The sequence below is a fragment of the Nocardia sp. CDC519 genome (assembly GCF_059509835.1).
Window position 1 is genome coordinate 4,930,245 of the sequence record NZ_CM183377.1, and the last position, 15,962, is coordinate 4,946,206.

At 66.1% G+C, this 15,962-nt stretch carries 15 protein-coding genes; 9 read left to right on the forward strand and 6 right to left on the reverse strand.

Translation table 11 applies throughout. From position 1 onward, the window contains the following. Nucleotides 1–3 precede the first annotated feature (3 nt). Entirely contained in the window at nucleotides 4–1,287 is a 1,284-nt protein-coding gene (locus AC5W7N_RS22160; protein ID WP_195007328.1) for a cation:proton antiporter, read from the forward strand. Here the strand turns inward: AC5W7N_RS22160 and AC5W7N_RS22165 are convergent. Then, nucleotides 1,240–1,902 (reverse strand): response regulator, encoded by a 663-nt coding sequence (locus AC5W7N_RS22165; RefSeq protein WP_195007327.1) that lies wholly within the window; start codon nucleotides 1,900–1,902, stop codon nucleotides 1,240–1,242. The two genes, AC5W7N_RS22160 and AC5W7N_RS22165, sit on opposite strands and share 48 nt — an antisense overlap. Beyond that, nucleotides 1,899–2,912, reverse strand: coding sequence for a sensor histidine kinase (locus AC5W7N_RS22170; RefSeq protein WP_195007326.1), 1,014 nt, complete (start codon nucleotides 2,910–2,912; stop codon nucleotides 1,899–1,901). The genes AC5W7N_RS22165 and AC5W7N_RS22170 overlap by 4 nt, the downstream gene beginning before the upstream one ends. Nucleotides 2,913–3,094: 182 nt before the next feature. Here AC5W7N_RS22170 and AC5W7N_RS22175 point away from each other — a divergent pair, with 182 nt between their 5' ends. From AC5W7N_RS22175 to AC5W7N_RS22185, 3 genes are read left to right on the forward strand one after another with little or no spacing between them, the layout of a single operon-like run. Beyond that, nucleotides 3,095–3,373 carry a cation:proton antiporter regulatory subunit gene (locus tag AC5W7N_RS22175; protein WP_495922091.1) on the forward strand — a complete coding sequence of 93 codons (279 nt, stop codon included), beginning with the start codon at nucleotides 3,095–3,097 and terminating at the stop codon, nucleotides 3,371–3,373. After that, on the forward strand, nucleotides 3,370–3,867 hold the full coding sequence (locus AC5W7N_RS22180) for a CBS domain-containing protein (protein ID WP_228821640.1): 498 nt from the start codon (nucleotides 3,370–3,372) through the stop codon (nucleotides 3,865–3,867). Before AC5W7N_RS22175 ends, AC5W7N_RS22180 begins: the two co-directional genes overlap by 4 nt. 28 nt (nucleotides 3,868–3,895) lie before the next feature. Further along, nucleotides 3,896–5,182 carry an ArsB/NhaD family transporter gene (locus AC5W7N_RS22185; protein ID WP_495922092.1) on the forward strand — a complete coding sequence of 429 codons (1,287 nt, stop codon included), beginning with the start codon at nucleotides 3,896–3,898 and terminating at the stop codon, nucleotides 5,180–5,182. Between the two features lie 449 nt (nucleotides 5,183–5,631). On the opposite strand, the gene AC5W7N_RS22190 is transcribed toward AC5W7N_RS22185, so the two are convergent. Beyond that, nucleotides 5,632–6,555, reverse strand: coding sequence for a tyrosine-type recombinase/integrase (locus AC5W7N_RS22190; protein WP_195007324.1), 924 nt, complete (start codon nucleotides 6,553–6,555; stop codon nucleotides 5,632–5,634). 196 nt (nucleotides 6,556–6,751) lie between these two features. Between AC5W7N_RS22190 and AC5W7N_RS22195 the strand changes: the two genes are divergently transcribed. Together AC5W7N_RS22195 and nhaA are read left to right on the forward strand one after the other, a co-directional pair. Next, nucleotides 6,752–7,135 (forward strand): MFS transporter, encoded by a 384-nt coding sequence (locus AC5W7N_RS22195; RefSeq protein WP_495922093.1) that lies wholly within the window; start codon nucleotides 6,752–6,754, stop codon nucleotides 7,133–7,135. A gap of 71 nt (nucleotides 7,136–7,206) precedes the next feature. Further along, complete coding sequence (nhaA, locus tag AC5W7N_RS22200; RefSeq protein WP_195007323.1) at nucleotides 7,207–8,508, forward strand: Na+/H+ antiporter NhaA; 1,302 nt, start codon at nucleotides 7,207–7,209, stop codon at nucleotides 8,506–8,508. Between the two features lie 15 nt (nucleotides 8,509–8,523). Here the strand turns inward: nhaA and AC5W7N_RS22205 are convergent, their stop codons facing one another. Next, nucleotides 8,524–10,617 carry an acyltransferase family protein gene (locus AC5W7N_RS22205; protein WP_416382078.1) on the reverse strand — a complete coding sequence of 698 codons (2,094 nt, stop codon included), beginning with the start codon at nucleotides 10,615–10,617 and terminating at the stop codon, nucleotides 8,524–8,526. A gap of 1,227 nt (nucleotides 10,618–11,844) precedes the next feature. On the opposite strand from AC5W7N_RS22205, the gene AC5W7N_RS22210 reads away from it, so the two are divergent. Together AC5W7N_RS22210 and AC5W7N_RS22215 are read left to right on the forward strand one after the other, a co-directional pair. Next, nucleotides 11,845–12,717 carry a DUF6192 family protein gene (locus AC5W7N_RS22210; protein ID WP_495922094.1) on the forward strand — a complete coding sequence of 291 codons (873 nt, stop codon included), beginning with the start codon at nucleotides 11,845–11,847 and terminating at the stop codon, nucleotides 12,715–12,717. Nucleotides 12,718–12,720: 3 nt separating this feature from the next. Next, a complete protein-coding gene (locus AC5W7N_RS22215) occupies nucleotides 12,721–13,125 on the forward strand; it encodes a hypothetical protein (protein WP_195007320.1) in 405 nt (134 codons plus the stop codon). On the opposite strand, the gene AC5W7N_RS22220 is transcribed toward AC5W7N_RS22215, so the two are convergent. Both AC5W7N_RS22220 and AC5W7N_RS22225 read right to left on the reverse strand, forming a co-directional pair. Then, complete coding sequence (locus tag AC5W7N_RS22220) at nucleotides 13,122–14,216, reverse strand: tachylectin-related carbohydrate-binding protein (protein ID WP_195007319.1); 1,095 nt, start codon at nucleotides 14,214–14,216, stop codon at nucleotides 13,122–13,124. The genes AC5W7N_RS22215 and AC5W7N_RS22220 overlap by 4 nt on opposite strands. 529 nt (nucleotides 14,217–14,745) lie before the next feature. Continuing rightward, a complete protein-coding gene (locus AC5W7N_RS22225; protein ID WP_195007318.1) occupies nucleotides 14,746–15,390 on the reverse strand; it encodes a hypothetical protein in 645 nt (214 codons plus the stop codon). Nucleotides 15,391–15,660: 270 nt separating this feature from the next. On the opposite strand from AC5W7N_RS22225, the gene AC5W7N_RS22230 reads away from it, so the two are divergent. Next, the gene (locus tag AC5W7N_RS22230) at nucleotides 15,661–15,960 is read left to right on the forward strand and encodes a hypothetical protein (protein WP_195007317.1); all 300 of its coding nucleotides are present in this window, start codon (nucleotides 15,661–15,663) and stop codon (nucleotides 15,958–15,960) included. Nucleotides 15,961–15,962 lie beyond the last annotated feature (2 nt).

Below are 15,962 nucleotides of genomic sequence, written 5' to 3' on the forward strand. Positions count from 1 at the left end.
GCGATGGTGGCGCACGAAACCGCGCTCGCGCTGATTCAGCTGGGCGCGGTCTTCTTCGGTCTGGGTCTGTTGGGGCGGGTGGCGGCGCGGATCGGGTTGTCACCGATCCCGTTGTATCTGATCGGTGGCCTGGTGTTCGGCACCGGCGGGCTGGTCGAGCTTGATCATGTGGACGAGTTCATCCACCTGGCCAGCGAGATCGGTGTGGTTCTGTTGTTGCTGCTGCTCGGTCTGGAATACAGCGCCAGCGAGCTGGTGACCGGGATGCGGAAGTCCTGGGCAGCGGGTGTGCTCGACATCGTCCTCAACGCCACCCCCGGGGTGCTGGTCGCACTCGCGCTGGGGTGGGGTCCCACCGGTGCGATCGCGATGGCCGGAGTCACCTATATCTCCTCTTCCGGCATTGTGGCCAAGGTTCTCAACGATCTCGGGCGGCTCGGTAACCGGGAGACGCCGACGATTCTGTCGATCCTGGTGTTCGAGGATCTGGTCATGGCCGGGTATCTGCCGGTGCTGACCGCGGTGCTGGCCGGTGTCGGGTTCGTGGCCGGGCTGACGACGTTGGGGATCGCGTTGGCGGCGGTCACCGTGGTCTTGGTCGTGGCGCTGCGCTATGGCCGGTATGTGTCGATGATCGTCGACAGCGAGGATCGGGAGATCTTTCTGCTGAAGCTGCTGGGGTCGGCGCTGCTGGTGGCCGGTGTCGCGTCGGCGGTGCAGGTATCGGCAGCGGTGGGCGCGTTCCTGCTCGGTATCGCGATCTCGGACTCGACTGCGCACAATGCCACCAAGCTGCTCGAGCCGTTGCGGGATCTGTTCGCGGCGATGTTCTTCGTGCTGTTCGGGCTGAGCACCGACCCGGCCAGCATCCCCCCGGTGCTGGGGTGGGCGTGTCTGCTGGCGGTGGTGACCACAGCGACGAAGGTGGCCACCGGCTGGTGGGCCGCCAAACGCGCCGGGGCTTCACGCCATGGGCGTGCGCGGGCGGGCACCGCGCTGGTCGCCCATGGCGAATTCTCCATCGTCATCGCTGGGTTGGCGGTCACCGCGGGCGCGGTCCCGGCCGAGTTCGCGGCGATGGCGACCACCTACGTGCTGCTGATGGCGGTGCTGGGGCCGATCGCGGCACGAGTGGTCGAACCGATCATGGCCTGGCGCGCCAGCAAACCCGCCCCAGAGCCCGACACCAGTGCAGCGGATGGGGGTGCGCCGCCTGATACCGGTGCGTCGGAGAAAGCGTCAGGGTTCGATCAGTCCAGCGCGGATGGCGTAGCGGGCCAACGCTAGGCGGTCGCGCAGCCCGAGTTTCGCCAGGATGTTGGCGCGGTGCCGGTCGACGGTTTTGACGCTGATGTAGAGGGTGTCGGCGATCTCGCGGGAGGAGTGGCCCTCGGCGATGAGCTTGAGGATCTCCTCCTCCCGCGGGGTGAGGATGTTCGCTGGTGCTGGTGTGCCTTCCCGGGTGCGCTGAAGCCACTCCCGGATCAGGGAGGTGACCGCCCCCGGGTAGAGGAACGGTTCGCCGCGCAGGGTGGCGCGGCAGGCTTCGAGCAGGTCGCGGTCGGCGACCGATTTCAGGACGTAGCCCGACGCGCCGGCTTTGAGGGCTTCGAAGAAGTACTGTTCGTTGTCATACATCGACAGCATCAACATCCGGACATCGGGGTGTGCCCGGTGGATTTCGCGGGCGGCCTGGATGCCGGTCATCCGGGGCATCGCGATATCGAGGATCACCAGATCGACCGGGGTGTCGGCCACCTGCTCGATGGCCTCGTGGCCGTTGGCGGCTTCGGCGACCACGGTGAGGTCGGGTTCGGCGTCGATGATCAACCGCAGCCCGGTACGCACCAGCGCGTGGTCATCGGCCAGCAGAATCCGCGCGGCAGCAGGTGGGCTTGTCATGGTCGGCTCCGTTGCTCATATCGCGGGATCGTCACTTCGATGTCGGTGCCATCCCCTGCGGGTGAGGTGATGGCCAGCGAGGCGTCGATGAGCAGCGCTCGTTCGCGCATCCCGCGGATCCCGGCACCGTCGACGGTGACACCGCCGCGTCCGTCGTCACGCACCCGCAACACCAGATGGTCGCCGTGGGCGTGCAGACTGAGCTGAGCGTGGCCGGCGTGGGCGTGGCGGACCACATTGGTCAACGCCTCCTGCGCGATGCGATAGCAGACCAGTTCAATCTCGGGCGCCAGCCGGGGCAGGGCCCGGTCGATGTCGCGGGTGACCTCGATTCCGGCGGTATCGCTGAACTCGTTACACAGGGCGCTGAGCGCGCTGTTCAGGCCGAGGTCGTCGAGAACGTCGGGACGCAGCCGGCGGGCGATGCCGCGCACCTCGTCCAGGCAGCCCCGCACCGTTTCCCGGGCGTTGCGCAACTCCTCGGCGACCGCGGCGGGAGCCTTGTCGACGGCGCGTTTCATCGACAACAGGGCCACGGTGAGGCTTTGGCCGATCTCGTCGTGCAGTTCACGCGCGATGCGCTGGCGTTCGCCTTCCTGAGCCGCCAATGCCGAGGCGCTGGCCGCGCTGCGTTCGGACTCGAGCCGGTCGACCATCGCGTTGAAGGCGTCGATCAACTGTGCCAGGTCACCGTTGGCGGGAGGGTCCAGGCGCCCGCTACGACGAAGCGGATCCACCCGCCGCATCGAGGCGATCAACCCGTCCAACGGAGCCAAACTCGACCGCAGCAGCAGCCCGTTCGCGGCCAGGATGACCGCCAACCCGATCACCAGCACCGGGATCTCGGTCACCCGCACCCGCGCGGACACCGTCGCCGGTGACACCGCCAGCACCAGAGTCCCCAACGCGAACACCAGCCCGTTGATCAGGAAGATCCGCCGGAACAACGTGTCCGCCGGAGTGCGGGTATGGCGTCGGAACAGGCCGATACCGCTGGCAGGACGTTCCATCCTGCCAGTGTGGCGCGTGCCTGGCGATGGTGTCCATGCGCCACAGCACCCATTCCAGCGACCCGGCAGCTACATACCGGACCCCCTCCGAAATGGGTGTTCGCACCGATAGCGACCGTGCCTGCCGCACCCCAGACTGTCAACACAACAGTTCGGTTCGGTCAGCGGAGGAGTTCACAGGTATGGACATCGACCGCGCGACAGTTCCGGGCAAGGGCGTGGTGCACCACTTCCGGACCCGCGCGGGTGCACGGTTCGCACTGCTGGCCACCGGTAACGGTGACAAGCAGCTGCTCGTCTACGGCGACCCGCCGCGCGACGAACCGCTGCGCGCGATCGTGCTGGAATACGACGAAGCCGACTGCCTCGCCGAGCTGCTGCACAGTGCGCCGTTGCCGGACCGGGTGGCCCGGCTGGAGCGGTGCCTCGACCAGCTCATCGACGAACGAGGCCGACGATGACCGCCACCTCCCTGGACACCCAACCGGATCCCGTCATGCAAGCACGCGATATCGCGATCCAGCTCCCGACCGTCCGTGTCGATGACCCGGTCGCCAAGGCTATGCGGCTGATGGTGGTCAACCGGCTGCCCGGAATGATCGTCGTCGACGCCGACGATCGCCCGGTCGCGGTGCTACCCGGCACCCAGGTGCTGCGCCTGGCCATTCCCAGCTCCTATCAGGACGACCCGGCGTTGGTGCGGACGATCGACGAAGTCCACGCTGAGCTGTTCTGGCACGAACCCGGCCGCTGGACCGTCGGTGACTGCCTGCCCGAGGCCGCCACCAAACCCGCCACCATCCGCCCCGGCGCCACCCTTCTCGAAATCGCCACCCTCATGGCGCAAAAACACAGCCCCCTGGTCGCTGTCGTCGACAACACCCGCCGCCTGCTCGGCGCGGTCACCCTCGAACGTCTGCTCACCAGCCTGGCCGTCGCCGGCCCCGACGACTGACCTCCGACGAGCAGCCCCGGACGAGCTGATGATGAGCCAAGTACTGGCGCTGACAATCTTCATCGGCGCGTTCTGGTTCATCGCCACCGAACGCGCCAACAAGGTCAAAATCGTCCTGATCGCCGCGGCCTTCATGACCATGCTGGGGCTGATCCCCGGCGAACAGGTCTTCTATGACGCCCACGCGGGCATCGACTGGAACGTGATCTTCCTGCTGCTGGGCATGATGATCATCGTCGGTGTCATCAAACAGACCGGGCTGTTCGACTACCTGGCCATCTGGGCGGCCAAACGCTCCAAGGGCCACCCGTTCCGGCTGATGGTCATGCTCATGACCATCACCGCCGTCGCCTCACCCATCCTCGACAACGTCACCATCATCCTGCTCGTCGCCCCGGTCACCATCGTTGTCTGCGATCGGCTGCGGATGGCCCCGCAACCGTTCCTCATCGCCGAAGTCCTCGCCTCCAACATCGGCGGCGCCGCCACCCTTATCGGGGACCCACCCAACATCATCATCGGCAGCCGCGCCGGCCTGAGCTTCAACGACTTCCTCATCCACATGGCCCCCGCCGTGGCTGTCATCTTCGTGCTGTTCGTCGCCTCCACCAAACTGCTGTTCCGAAACCACCTGCGCGACAACCACGCCCATATCGACACCGTCATGGCGTTGCAGGAGCGCCGCGCCATCACCGACCCCCGGCTACTCACCCGATCTCTGCTCGTGCTCACCGCGGTCATCGTCGGTTTCGGGTTGCACACAGTGCTACACCTCGCGCCCTCCATCGTCGCGCTCCTCGGCGCCGGCGCCATGGTCCTCGTCGCCGACCTCGACATCGGTGATGTCCTGCGCGAAGTCGAATGGGGCACACTCGTATTCTTCATGGGCCTGTTCGTCATGGTCGCCGGGCTCGTCCACACCGGTGTCATCGACCGCATCGGTGCCGCCGCGGTGAACGCCTTCGGTGACCAGCCCTTGCTGGCCTCGGGCGTGCTGGTTTTCGGTTCCGCTGTCGTGGCCGCCTTCATCGACAACATCCCCTACACCACGACCATGGCCCCGGTCGTGGAAGGGCTCGTCGAACAAACCCCCGACCACAACACCGGCCAAGCACTATGGTGGTCCTTCGCCTTCGGCGCCGACTTCTCCGGCAACGGCACCGCCGTTGCCGCCAGCGCCAACATCGTCGCCCTCGCCATCGCCCGCCGAGCCGGACACCAGATCACCTTCTGGCAATTCACCAAATACGGCATCATCGTCACCGCCGGGTCAACCATCCTCGCCTGGCTCTACATCTGGCTCCGATACTTCTGAAACCAAACCGGCCTACAACACCTCCGCCAGCAAACGAATCACCGCCTGGGCGCGCGGTGAACAACCACCACCGAAAGACCACCACCCGCCGCGCGGCCAACCCGGGTGAGCCACTGGGCGCAACGACTGGTCGGCCTGTCGAAAGAGGAGGTCGGGCAGGTATCCGCACCGTCTGGACCCCACCCGCGACCATTCACGACCGCCGACCGCGGCCGGCTCCATCACCATCCCGCCACCAGCGGCGCCGAGGAGGCAATACCGCTATTGCGACCGAGAAGCCGACTACCGCAACCAGCGCGCACCACCGCGCGAGCGTCGCACTGCCACCCAGATACGACACTGACATACCGGCCAGCGCCACTACGCCGACAACCGCGCACACCCGACTTATCCACACCCCACCATCATCGCTGCACCCGGGAGCGGTTCGCGCCGCGACGCCGATCGACCTACGACTGTCGGCGCCGGGCGGCCGGGTCGGTCCGAGCCTGCCACCGGATCAGGGCCTCGGCGGACGGGCGCGCATATTTACCGAGCGACCGCACCGAGGTGTGCCCGCTCATCCGCATCAGCATCGGCGTGGACGCGCCGTCTTCCGCCGCGTGCGTCAACCGACTGTGCCGGAGCTGATGCAGCGTGAATGGCCCGCGGGCGAAGTCGGCGGTGTGGTGCTCGAACAATTCCAATGCCCGTCGATACGACAAACGCCCCCGCAGGGTCGACGGGTCGATATCATCCACGGCCACACCAGGTTTTGCCCTACGGTCGGTCAAAAACACCGGCCCCCGCCTGCGGCCGGCCAGCAACCGCGGCAGCAGCCGCGCGGTCCCGGTCTGCCAGGCGACCACATCCCGCGCCCCGCCCTTACGGGTCACCGTGCCACACCGGTTCGCCGTGTCCAAGTCGCCGACATCCAGTCCCAGGAGCTCCTCGGCGCGGGCGGCGGTCTCGTACAACATCGTCCACAGCACTTTCTCCCGCAGCGACACCTCCTTCGCCAACAGCGCGGCGACCTCCTCGCGCAGCATCGCCCGCGAGTGATCCGGCGCCACCTTCCGCGGCACCAGCCGCACGAGCGGGTCACCGACCAGCCACTCCTGTGCACGCCAGTACTCGCACGCCGCACGCAGGGAGGCGAGGCGGACATTGAACGTCTGCGCGGAGCTGCCGCCCCACTTGAAGGTGAACCAGCCCCCGACCCGCTCGGCCTCCAGCAGACCCACATCCGAATCCGCGCCGAAGTCGCGCACGAGCTGCCCCAGCGCGACCGCATACCCCCGCCGGGTGTTGGCGCTCGGAATCGTCGACAAGAACTGATCGGCCGCGTCCTTCAATCGCACGCCCCGGCTCGACAGCGCCCGCACCAGTCCCACGATCAGTCCTTCCGCCCGCTCACCGGACCCCGATCGGCGCTACCGCAGATAACTTGCGGACCCGTTCTGAGAGGGGTATTGCGCCAGTTCGCCACCGCAGGTTACCGCAGATAATGAGCCCTTGTCTGCGGTAACTCCTTACCGCGACTTTTCACGGATCCGGGCAGAACGCCCGCGCCGACCGACACGAAATCTATTGCCGCACAGCAATTCTGACGAACCTGCCGGATCTTCGGCCGCTTACCGCGACTTTTCTCGTCGCTGGACCCCATATGCCTTCACCACGGCGAGCCTGGCCGGTGGGCTGGCCGAGACCGGGGCCTGGCTGATCGGCGCGCGAGCGGTGCAGGGGTTGGGTGCGGCGGCGTTGGCGCCGGTGACGTTGGCGATCTTGACCACGACCTTCCCCGAAGGCCCGGGCCGCACCCGGGCTCTGGCGGTATGGACCGCACTCGGGATGGCCGGCGGTACGGCGGGAAATCTGCTCGGCGGAGTGATGACCGAGTGGTGGTCGTGGCGGGGCACGTTGCTGATCAATGCCACGCCTATCCAGCCGCGTCGCGCCGAGGCCCCGATATGACCACCCGTGAACGGGCTCGCCGACGCGGCGGTTTGACCTGACCGCTGCCGACGATTCGAAAGGCGCATCCGATGAGCACGCCCGATTCCCGCCAACGCCTGTTCGCCCCCGGGTCCTGGCCCGAGGCCACCCGCATCGCCTCGATCCTGCGAACCGAAACCGCGGGCGGAATCCTCCTGATCATTGCCGCCGCCATTGGTCTGATCTGGGCGAATACCCCCTGGTCGGAAGCCTACGAGAGCCTGCGTCAGTTCGAAATCGGGCCACACGCCCTGCACCTGCACCTGTCGCTGGAAACCTGGGCGGCCGACGGACTGCTCGCGATCTTCTTCGTCGTCGTCGGACTCGAACTCAAACGCGAATTCGTCGCCGGGGATCTGCGTGACCCGCGACGGGCCGCGCTGCCGGTCGTCGCCGCGGTCGGCGGCATGGTCGGCCCGGCACTGATCTTCGTCGCCTTCAACCTCGGCAGCGCCGCCCTCAACGGATGGGCCGTGCCCACCGCGACCGATATCGCCTTCGCCCTCGCCGTCCTCGCGGTGGTCAGCTCCCACCTGCCGACCGCTCTACGCACCTTCCTGCTCACCCTGGCTGTCGTCGACGACCTGCTCGCCGTCACCGTGATCGCCGTCTTCTACACCGAAGAACTCCACCTCGGATACCTCGCCCTCGCCGCACTCCCCCTCGCCGCTTTCGGCTTCGCGGTGCAGCGGAAGGTCCGTTCGGTGTGGATCCTCGTGCCGCTGGCCGTGCTCACCTGGTGGCTGGTCCACCAGTCCGGGGTACACGCCACCGTCGCGGGCGTGCTGCTCGGCTTCGCCGTCCCGGTGCTCACCAAACCGGCCGCCACCGACCAGCCCGGTGACCCCGGCCTCGCCGAACGCTTCGAACACCGGCTGCGCCCGATCTCGGCAGCCTTCGCAGTACCGGTCTTCGCGTTCTTCGCCGCAGGCGTCACGATCGGCGGATTCACCGGCCTCACCGAATCACTCACCGAACGCCTCACCCTCGGCGTCATCGTCGGGCTCGTCTGCGGCAAAGCCATCGGGATCACCGCCACCACCTTCGCCACCGCCAAACTCACCCGCGCCGAGCTCGACTCCGACCTCAGCTGGATCGACGTCATCGGCGTCGCACTGCTCGGCGGCATCGGATTCACCGTGTCACTGCTGATCGGCGAGCTCGCCTTCACCGACGACCCGGCCCGCATCGACGACGTCCGGATCGGCGTCCTCGTCGGCACCCTCACCGCCGCCCTACTCGCCGCCACGCTGTTGACCCTGCGCAACCGGACCTATCGCCGCATATACGAACAAGAGCAACGCGACGACGACAACGACGGCATCCCGGACATCTACCAGCAACGGACCTGAGCACCGCTCGAGGTGTCACCACCAGCCGAGGACAGGCCCCAGTTGGCGCTTCAGTTCGGCGGCCAGAGAGCGCGAGTAGCTGGCGGTCAGATGATGTTCGTCGTGGTAGATCAAGATGTTGCCCTCCACGACCGAACAGATATCCGGGCCGCACACCGCGTCATTGAGGTCGATCGGGAAGACGTTCGGAAAGGCGGCCGCGGGTTCAGCCGCGGGATTGTTCGGCCCGAGCGCATCCGACCGGTGCATCCCGCAGCTGGTCGGGGTGCCGCGGCGGGCCAAGCAATCGATGGCCCGGTACCGGACGCCGTCGCGGCGCAGCCACGGAGTATCGCGCAAAGCGACCACATTCAGGCCGCGGTCGGACAACGCGGTCCACACATCGAGATACTCCGGCGGCGTCTCGTCTCCACCGCGGTCAACCGGGCGGGTGCCGACAGTAAACACCCAGTCCGGACGCTCCTCGCCCAACAGATCGATGACCTCACGTGACCAGTCACGGCAATCCGGATTGGGTTCGCCTTTGTAGCTGAGGTCATCCGACAATGTCAGCGGGCAACCCATTTTCAGGTGGACCAGAATGCGGAAGCGCTCCTGCTCGGCGATCACCTGCAACGCAGGCACCCAGTGCTCGGCATGGGAACTGCCGACCACGGCCAGTGTCCGCTCCGCGTCGGCGGCACCATACGTGCAGGTCACCACGTCACGGGTATCCCAGTCGGCGATACAGCCATCCACGGTCGGTGGTGGAAGTTCGGCAGGTGCTTCGAAGACCGTCGGCCGCATTCGCCGTGCCGGCACCTCGACCCCGCTGGCAAGCGCCTCGGCACCCGGATAGTCCAGCGGGTTCAAGGCGCCCACCGGCCGGGGCGGATTCGCGGTCAGATACAACTGCCAACCCGCCGTGGTCGCGAACACCACGACGGCCGTCGCCGCAACCAGCGCGCCGGTGAAGCGCCGAGAGCGCACTGCAGGAGGATCTGCTGGAGCTCGATGGCCAGCGCGCAGTCGCAGTGGCTGCTCGACGAACCGGTACGTCACGTACGCCAACAGCAACGAAACAGCGAGGACCAGCGCTCCACCGCGAAGACCGGCGTCGGCCTCTCCCTCCTCGGCGAGGTAGAAGATCAGCAACGGCCAATGCCACAGATACAGCCCGTACGACAGATCACCGAGCAAGACCAGCGGCCGCGACGCGAGTACCTTGCTGACCCACGGCCGTTCATCGGCAGCGATGTTGTTTCCCGCGAGAATCAACGCGATCGTCGCGCTGACCGGCAACAAAGCCGCCGGGCCGGGGAACCGATCAGCGCCGTCGATCAGCCACCCGCAGGCCAAAATCGCAGCAATTCCCGCTATCGCCAGCACCGACCGAGCGAGCCGCGACGGCACAACCACCCCCGCCAGCAGCGCCAAGCCCGCACCGGCCAGTAGCTCCCAGACCCGAGCGAAGCTGTCGTAATAGTTCCAGCCCTGCCTCGTCGCAACGCCCACCGCCGCGTAGACGAACGACAGCGCGCCGAGAGAAACCAGGACCACGCCAACATTTCGACGCAAGGCCACCCAGCGATTCGACACGGGAGACAGCCAGGCGATCACCGCCACGACCAGCACCGCCGCAACGTAGTACTGACCCTGAATCGCCATCGACCACAGGTGCTGCAGCGGACTGACCGAAGGATCTGCCGCCAGATAGTCCGACCAGGACACGGCCAACTGCCAGTTCTGCAAGTACAGCAGCGACGCCAATATCTGCCTCGCGATATCCGACCACTGAGTAAAAGGCCGGATCAGCACAGTCCCGGCGGCTACAGCCGCGAGAACAACGATCAGCGCCGGCAGCAACCGGCGCGCGGTCCGCCGGAACGTGTATCCGATGCCTACCGTGCCGGTCGACTCGACGCGGCGCAAAAGTAAGCCTGTGAAGAAGAACCCCGACAGCACCAGGAAGACATCCACACCCCCGGACACTCGCCCGAACCAGATATGGAACACCACGACCAGCGCGATCGCGACCCCACGCAGACCATCCAGATCCCGGCGATAAGTATCGGATTTCGACGTCGACGGGGCAGCCGCCACGCTCGACACCACGATGGCGCCGCTCACCGCTGCGAGAACAGGAGCCCGACACCGCGCCGAAAACATATGGACGGTGACGTTGGCACCACGAAATCTCCTACCACAAATCCCTTGCGCCCCCGCATATGTGGGCGCGTAGCCGATCGTCGATGCTGAACCACGAAACGCCGAGTCGGCGATCCGAGCAGCACTATAGCGCCGCAGCCCGGCCCGTCACAGTCCGGCCACCGCACTCCAGAGATGCAGGACCAGGCCCAGGCCCAGGGGACAGGCCCAGGGGACAGTGCCGGGAGTTCGCGGGCGGCCGCTGCACCACGACACCCAACACCACTACGAGCAGGAAGCGCGCAGCGCCTCTGGTGCAGGCCCTGCTCTAGCCCACGTACTACCTACCCTTTACACCATGCCCGGGGGAACCCAGCCCGCGCTCATCGGTCAGTCGCCTTACGACTTTTCAACGAAGTTCCGGCGAGATAGGCCACGACCCCGGTCCAGTCGTAGCTCATGGCCGCGGCCCGGTAGTGGCACGCCGACACCGGCCATGCGCACTCGGAAGCGACGGCCTTTCAGTGGGAACGAACCCAGAGCCATGAGCCTATAGGACCTGCGGAGATGGTGGGCTGACTTCATGACCATCAACACCCGGCTGCCCGACCTCCTAGCCGAACCCCTCCACCATCATCACGAAGACGCATACCGCGAGCGCATGACACGGGAGAATGGGCCCGTGGCCAATCGAGACTCGAAAACCACGCCAACGCGTGGGCGGTTCTGCCACGCCTGCGGTCGGCTGCTGTCCTCGGCGGCTCGTGCCGACGCCTTGTATTGCTCTTCGTCTTGCCGAGCGCGCCACTGGCGGTGGTTTCAACAGACGCGCACCCGCGTCAAGGCGATCCACAATCGTGCAGCGCCCCGAGCTACGTGCCCAGAATGTCGACGGACATGGGTGATCGGAGTGGACCATCGCTCCTCGGCGATCTACTGCTCGCACCGCTGCCGCACACGCGCCTGGCGGCGTAAGCGTTTGCAGTTAGCGTCACAGTGACTCTATCGCGAACGATTCCGACATAGTTTGCGAAACGCCATCTACCTGCACAAATATCTCCGGTCGACGCTTGTCCCTGCATCGGACCGCGCGCATAATCGATCCGCAACATTCGACATCCGTTCGCGAACGCATACCGTCCGCTGCCGCGACAGAGCGCGCAGGATGGCGATCGTCGAACGGCGGGCAGGACCAAGGAGATGGTTGCAATGCCCACTAAGATCGGAAACGTCACCGAGCGGCAGTACCAGCGACTGGTCGACCATTCGCGCGGGCTTGTCGAACAGGAGTCGCACGCACAATTCGGAATCGGCGACGACGCATTGAAGATTGCTCCGATGCAGCAGGTCGGCGGGGCACACGCCAGCGAGCCGTTGATGACGGTGACCTACAGCATCGAAAGGTTCGCCAACGACATCGGCATACCCGCGGCGACACTAAACACCTATCGATGGGTGTCGTCCCGATGGCCGAAGGGCAAACGACGCAAAGGGGTCTCTCACTACATTCACAAAACCTTTGCTGGACTGGACGAGGACGAACGCTTCGAGGTGATCAAGCACCCTCCCGACGGCGAAGACCGCTGGAGCTACGAGAGCGCCTGCCGTTATGTCGGCTGGAAGGCCCCCGTACCCAGAACCGCCCAGGAGAAGGTCGATCGCATCCACGAGTTGGCGAGGGACGATGCGGTCGCCACCACGGTGACCCGAAACTTCCTCAACCGGCCGAATGTCGCGTTCGAGGCAATGGCCGACCACACTGCTCGCCACGCCGTCAACACCGCGCAAGTCGACCATGCACGCCAGACCAACGAACGCGCCCGACGACGCCACCCCGTCATCAGGAAAGTCGAACACGGCGCCGAGTACATAGAACTCGTCGGCATGTGCGCCCAGTTCGTCGCCGCGGCCGGACGACTCGTTCCGACATTGCGCGGCCGCGAGTTCACCGACTCCGAACGCGAAACCATCCACATGAACACCACACGCGTGCGAACCACCGCGGACTGGATCGAAACCGCAGTCGATACCGGCGATGTGTCCCTGGACGAAGGGCTAGCTCGCCTTCTGTCGGAGGAGTGAACCATGTCGACACGACTGCCGAGACACATCACCGGCGAGCGAGTGCTGGCTGCCCTGATCGAAGCCAGGCCAGAACGATTGACCACCGAACAACTTGCCGCCGTGACCGGCCTGACCCTCAGCCAGGCTCGAACCGGCCTGACATGGATCAAGGACACCGGAGCCCTCGAACGTAGCCAACCGCTCACCTGGCGACGAACGGGAGGCCACGGCATGACCGACAACATCGACGACTGGATCGCCCAGGAACGCTCCACCGTGCATACGCTCTACACCCGCACGAAACGGCTAATTACCGGTACAGCCGCGCCACACGCCGACCGACGACCCGACGACGACTGGATCCGCCTCTTCCTGGACCAGATCAACGGAGTCAGAGCAATGCTCGAATCAGCCTCTCGGCTCTAACGCCACCTTCTGAGACTCGTCCAGCATCCAATCGAACGTGTAGTCATCACGAGACCGACTCGCGGTGACCGTCGGCAATACCGTCCTGGCTTGCCTCCGGCGGAATGCCGCCAGCGCCAGTCCCTCAGGCTCGCCGCAGATCTCGCTCCCTCCGAGGCGCCCTGTCGTGCGTATCGCCTGAGGTGACGGCGCGCGTCACCAGCCGTTGCCGATCGGGTTGCCCGAGTTGGGGTGCCAGCCGTGCAACGCGTCGGGGTCCTGCTGCCCATTGCCGGAGTAGTTGTACCAGCGCAGGAGGCCGTCGTCCGCGACGGCATACAGGGCATTGCCGAGAACTCATCTCCGAACGGCGGTTCGACGACGGCTTGACCGCAGAACAGGTGACGCAGGCCGTTCCAGCCGTTGCCGATCACGTTGCCCGAGTTCGGATGCCAGGCCTCGCTCGAACCAATGGGATCGTGCTCGCCCTCGCCGCGATAGTGCAACCAGTGCAGGTTGCCGTTCTCATGTGCCGCGAAGATCCACGGCCCGACCGACCCGACAACGTGTTCAAAATCCCGCCAGCCGTCGCCGATGACATTCCCCGAGTTCGGATGCCAACCGGTCGAGCCGCTCGGATCGTGCTCGCCCGAGCCTCGATACGAGTACCAGTGCAGGAGCCCTTCGGCATCGACGGTGTAGAGCGCGGGGTGGGCGAAGGGCGAGCTGATCCTTCCGCGAGCCACGACATGCCGCGCGTCGTGCCAGCCATTGCCGATCACGTTGCCCGAATTCGGATGCCAGCCGATCGAGCCGCTCGGGTCCTGCTCGCCGTCTCCGGTGTAGCGGAACCACACCAGGTCGCCGTCAGTGCGGACCGCCAAGATCACCCCGTCCCCTTGGCCGAGCAGGAGCTGGACGTCCGACCAGCCGGTGCCGATCGTGTTTCCGGAATTCGTGCGCCACCCGGCCGCCCCACCCGGGTCGGCGGTGCCGTCACCGGTGTAGCGATAAAATCTCAGGTCGCCGTCCGGGTCCACGGCGAAGATGCGGGCGACGAACCTACGGTGCTCGTTAGTGCCGCCGCCTTCACATACCAGTCGGGCTGTCATAGCAGAATGATCTCACTAGACGCCCCGTCTGCCCCGAGTATCGGACTACTCACTCTATGAGGCTGAAAACCCTCCGAGGAGGCGCGGACGCCCGCAGGCAACGTTGTGATACTTACGGCATCCCCTGGCATCTATCAACAGACACGGCAACGGCGGAACAGCTGTTGTAGATCCGGTCCTGAGTCCGCCTGCAAACGTGGCCGGCCCGCTCCATGGCCGTCACCGGGTCGGTGGCTCTCTGCCCGCGTGCTGCGTGGACCCGGGGGGGCTTGCCGGGACCAATCCCTTCACCGAGACCTGCCGGCTCGAGCAGTTTCGACAGATCGGTGGAGGTCTCGCGGAATGGTGGCTACGCCGGTGAACTCGGACGGCGGTAATCGGCGAACTCTGACGTCATCGGCGAGCGTGTCCGGTGCCGTCGGCGTGTGCGAGTGCACCCCTCACGCCGATGTGCAGACGCCGGTGATGCCGCTCGCGTGGCACGCTCACCGTCAGTCGCCGCGTAGTGCCCAATTCGTCGACACCGCCGTCAAAGTCTGCGGACGAAATCACCGTCGTAGATGCGAGCGAGCCGCAGTCTTGGCTGGTCGAAGCCTACGGCCTCTCCGGTATGGATCGCGATCAGCGAATCCGGCCCTCGCCACCACGTATCGGCGAGGCCGCGAACCTCGGGCACGGGTTCGAAGTCGCGGGGCGGCAGCTCATCGATCGCCTCTCCGCGAATTGTTGTGATCTGTCGAGCCGAGAGGGTTGCGTGGTGAGCCAGCGCGACCGATTCGATCCAGCCTTCGATGCTCGCGTGCAAGGACACCCAAGGGCCTCCGTCGATGGCGAATTCACCTGCGGGACCGATCATGAACGAGTAGGCCATAGAGGCACGCTGCAGACCCGCGTAGAACCACCCGACCCGTTCTGGCTGCTCCGCGGGCATCTCGCAGCACAGCATTTTCGGCCCGCCTTCGTACGCCCCGTACGGCGGCAAGACCAGTCCACCCCAGCGCCGTTGAAAGTCCAGCATGCGGTCGACCTGCGTAGCGGGAATGCCGAACTGGAGCCACCGGTCCCCCAACTCGTCGAACCTGGGCGATTCGACACGCACACACTGCGTCGAAACGAACCACTCTCCCCTATCCGTTAACCGCTCGGCCGAATCGATGACGGGCTGCATATCCACGGGGCCGACAGTAACCCCGCTCGGGGTGAACACGCGCTCATGCCGCTTACAAGGTTGTTCGGTTGGGCCGGGTCGCGGCCTAGCCGCTGGGGCGCACCACCCGGTGAAACCGCTAAGGGAGCCCGCGCTGTCGCCATCGACCGGGTCATCGCTGCGAGCGGTGTGCGAAATCGACCATGTGCGTACGCTTCCGAACGAAGGAAGACCTGGTGCAGGCATACCTGCCGAGCGCAACCCGCCCCCGGTCGAGCGCCTTCGATCTGTTCGACGATGACGCTCCACGCCTCCGGCTACCGCGCTGCCCGATCGGCAACCCCGCCCGCCGAGTACCCACCACGATGGAATCCGCGAGACGATGCCGTATCACCGCGGTGGATCAACGGCCTCTTCCCGAAGATTCTCGGCGAGCGCCGCGATCCGGAACTGGCAGCGATCCTCGTCCAGCTCCCCGACGGTGGTATCGCAGCGGCCCGCCTCGGCGGAGGCGCCGACGCCGCCCCGCGCGCACGACGCACCGCCGAGCGGCTCGGGGTGACAGGCCGGGCCGCCTCCGAGCACATGATCGGTTGAGA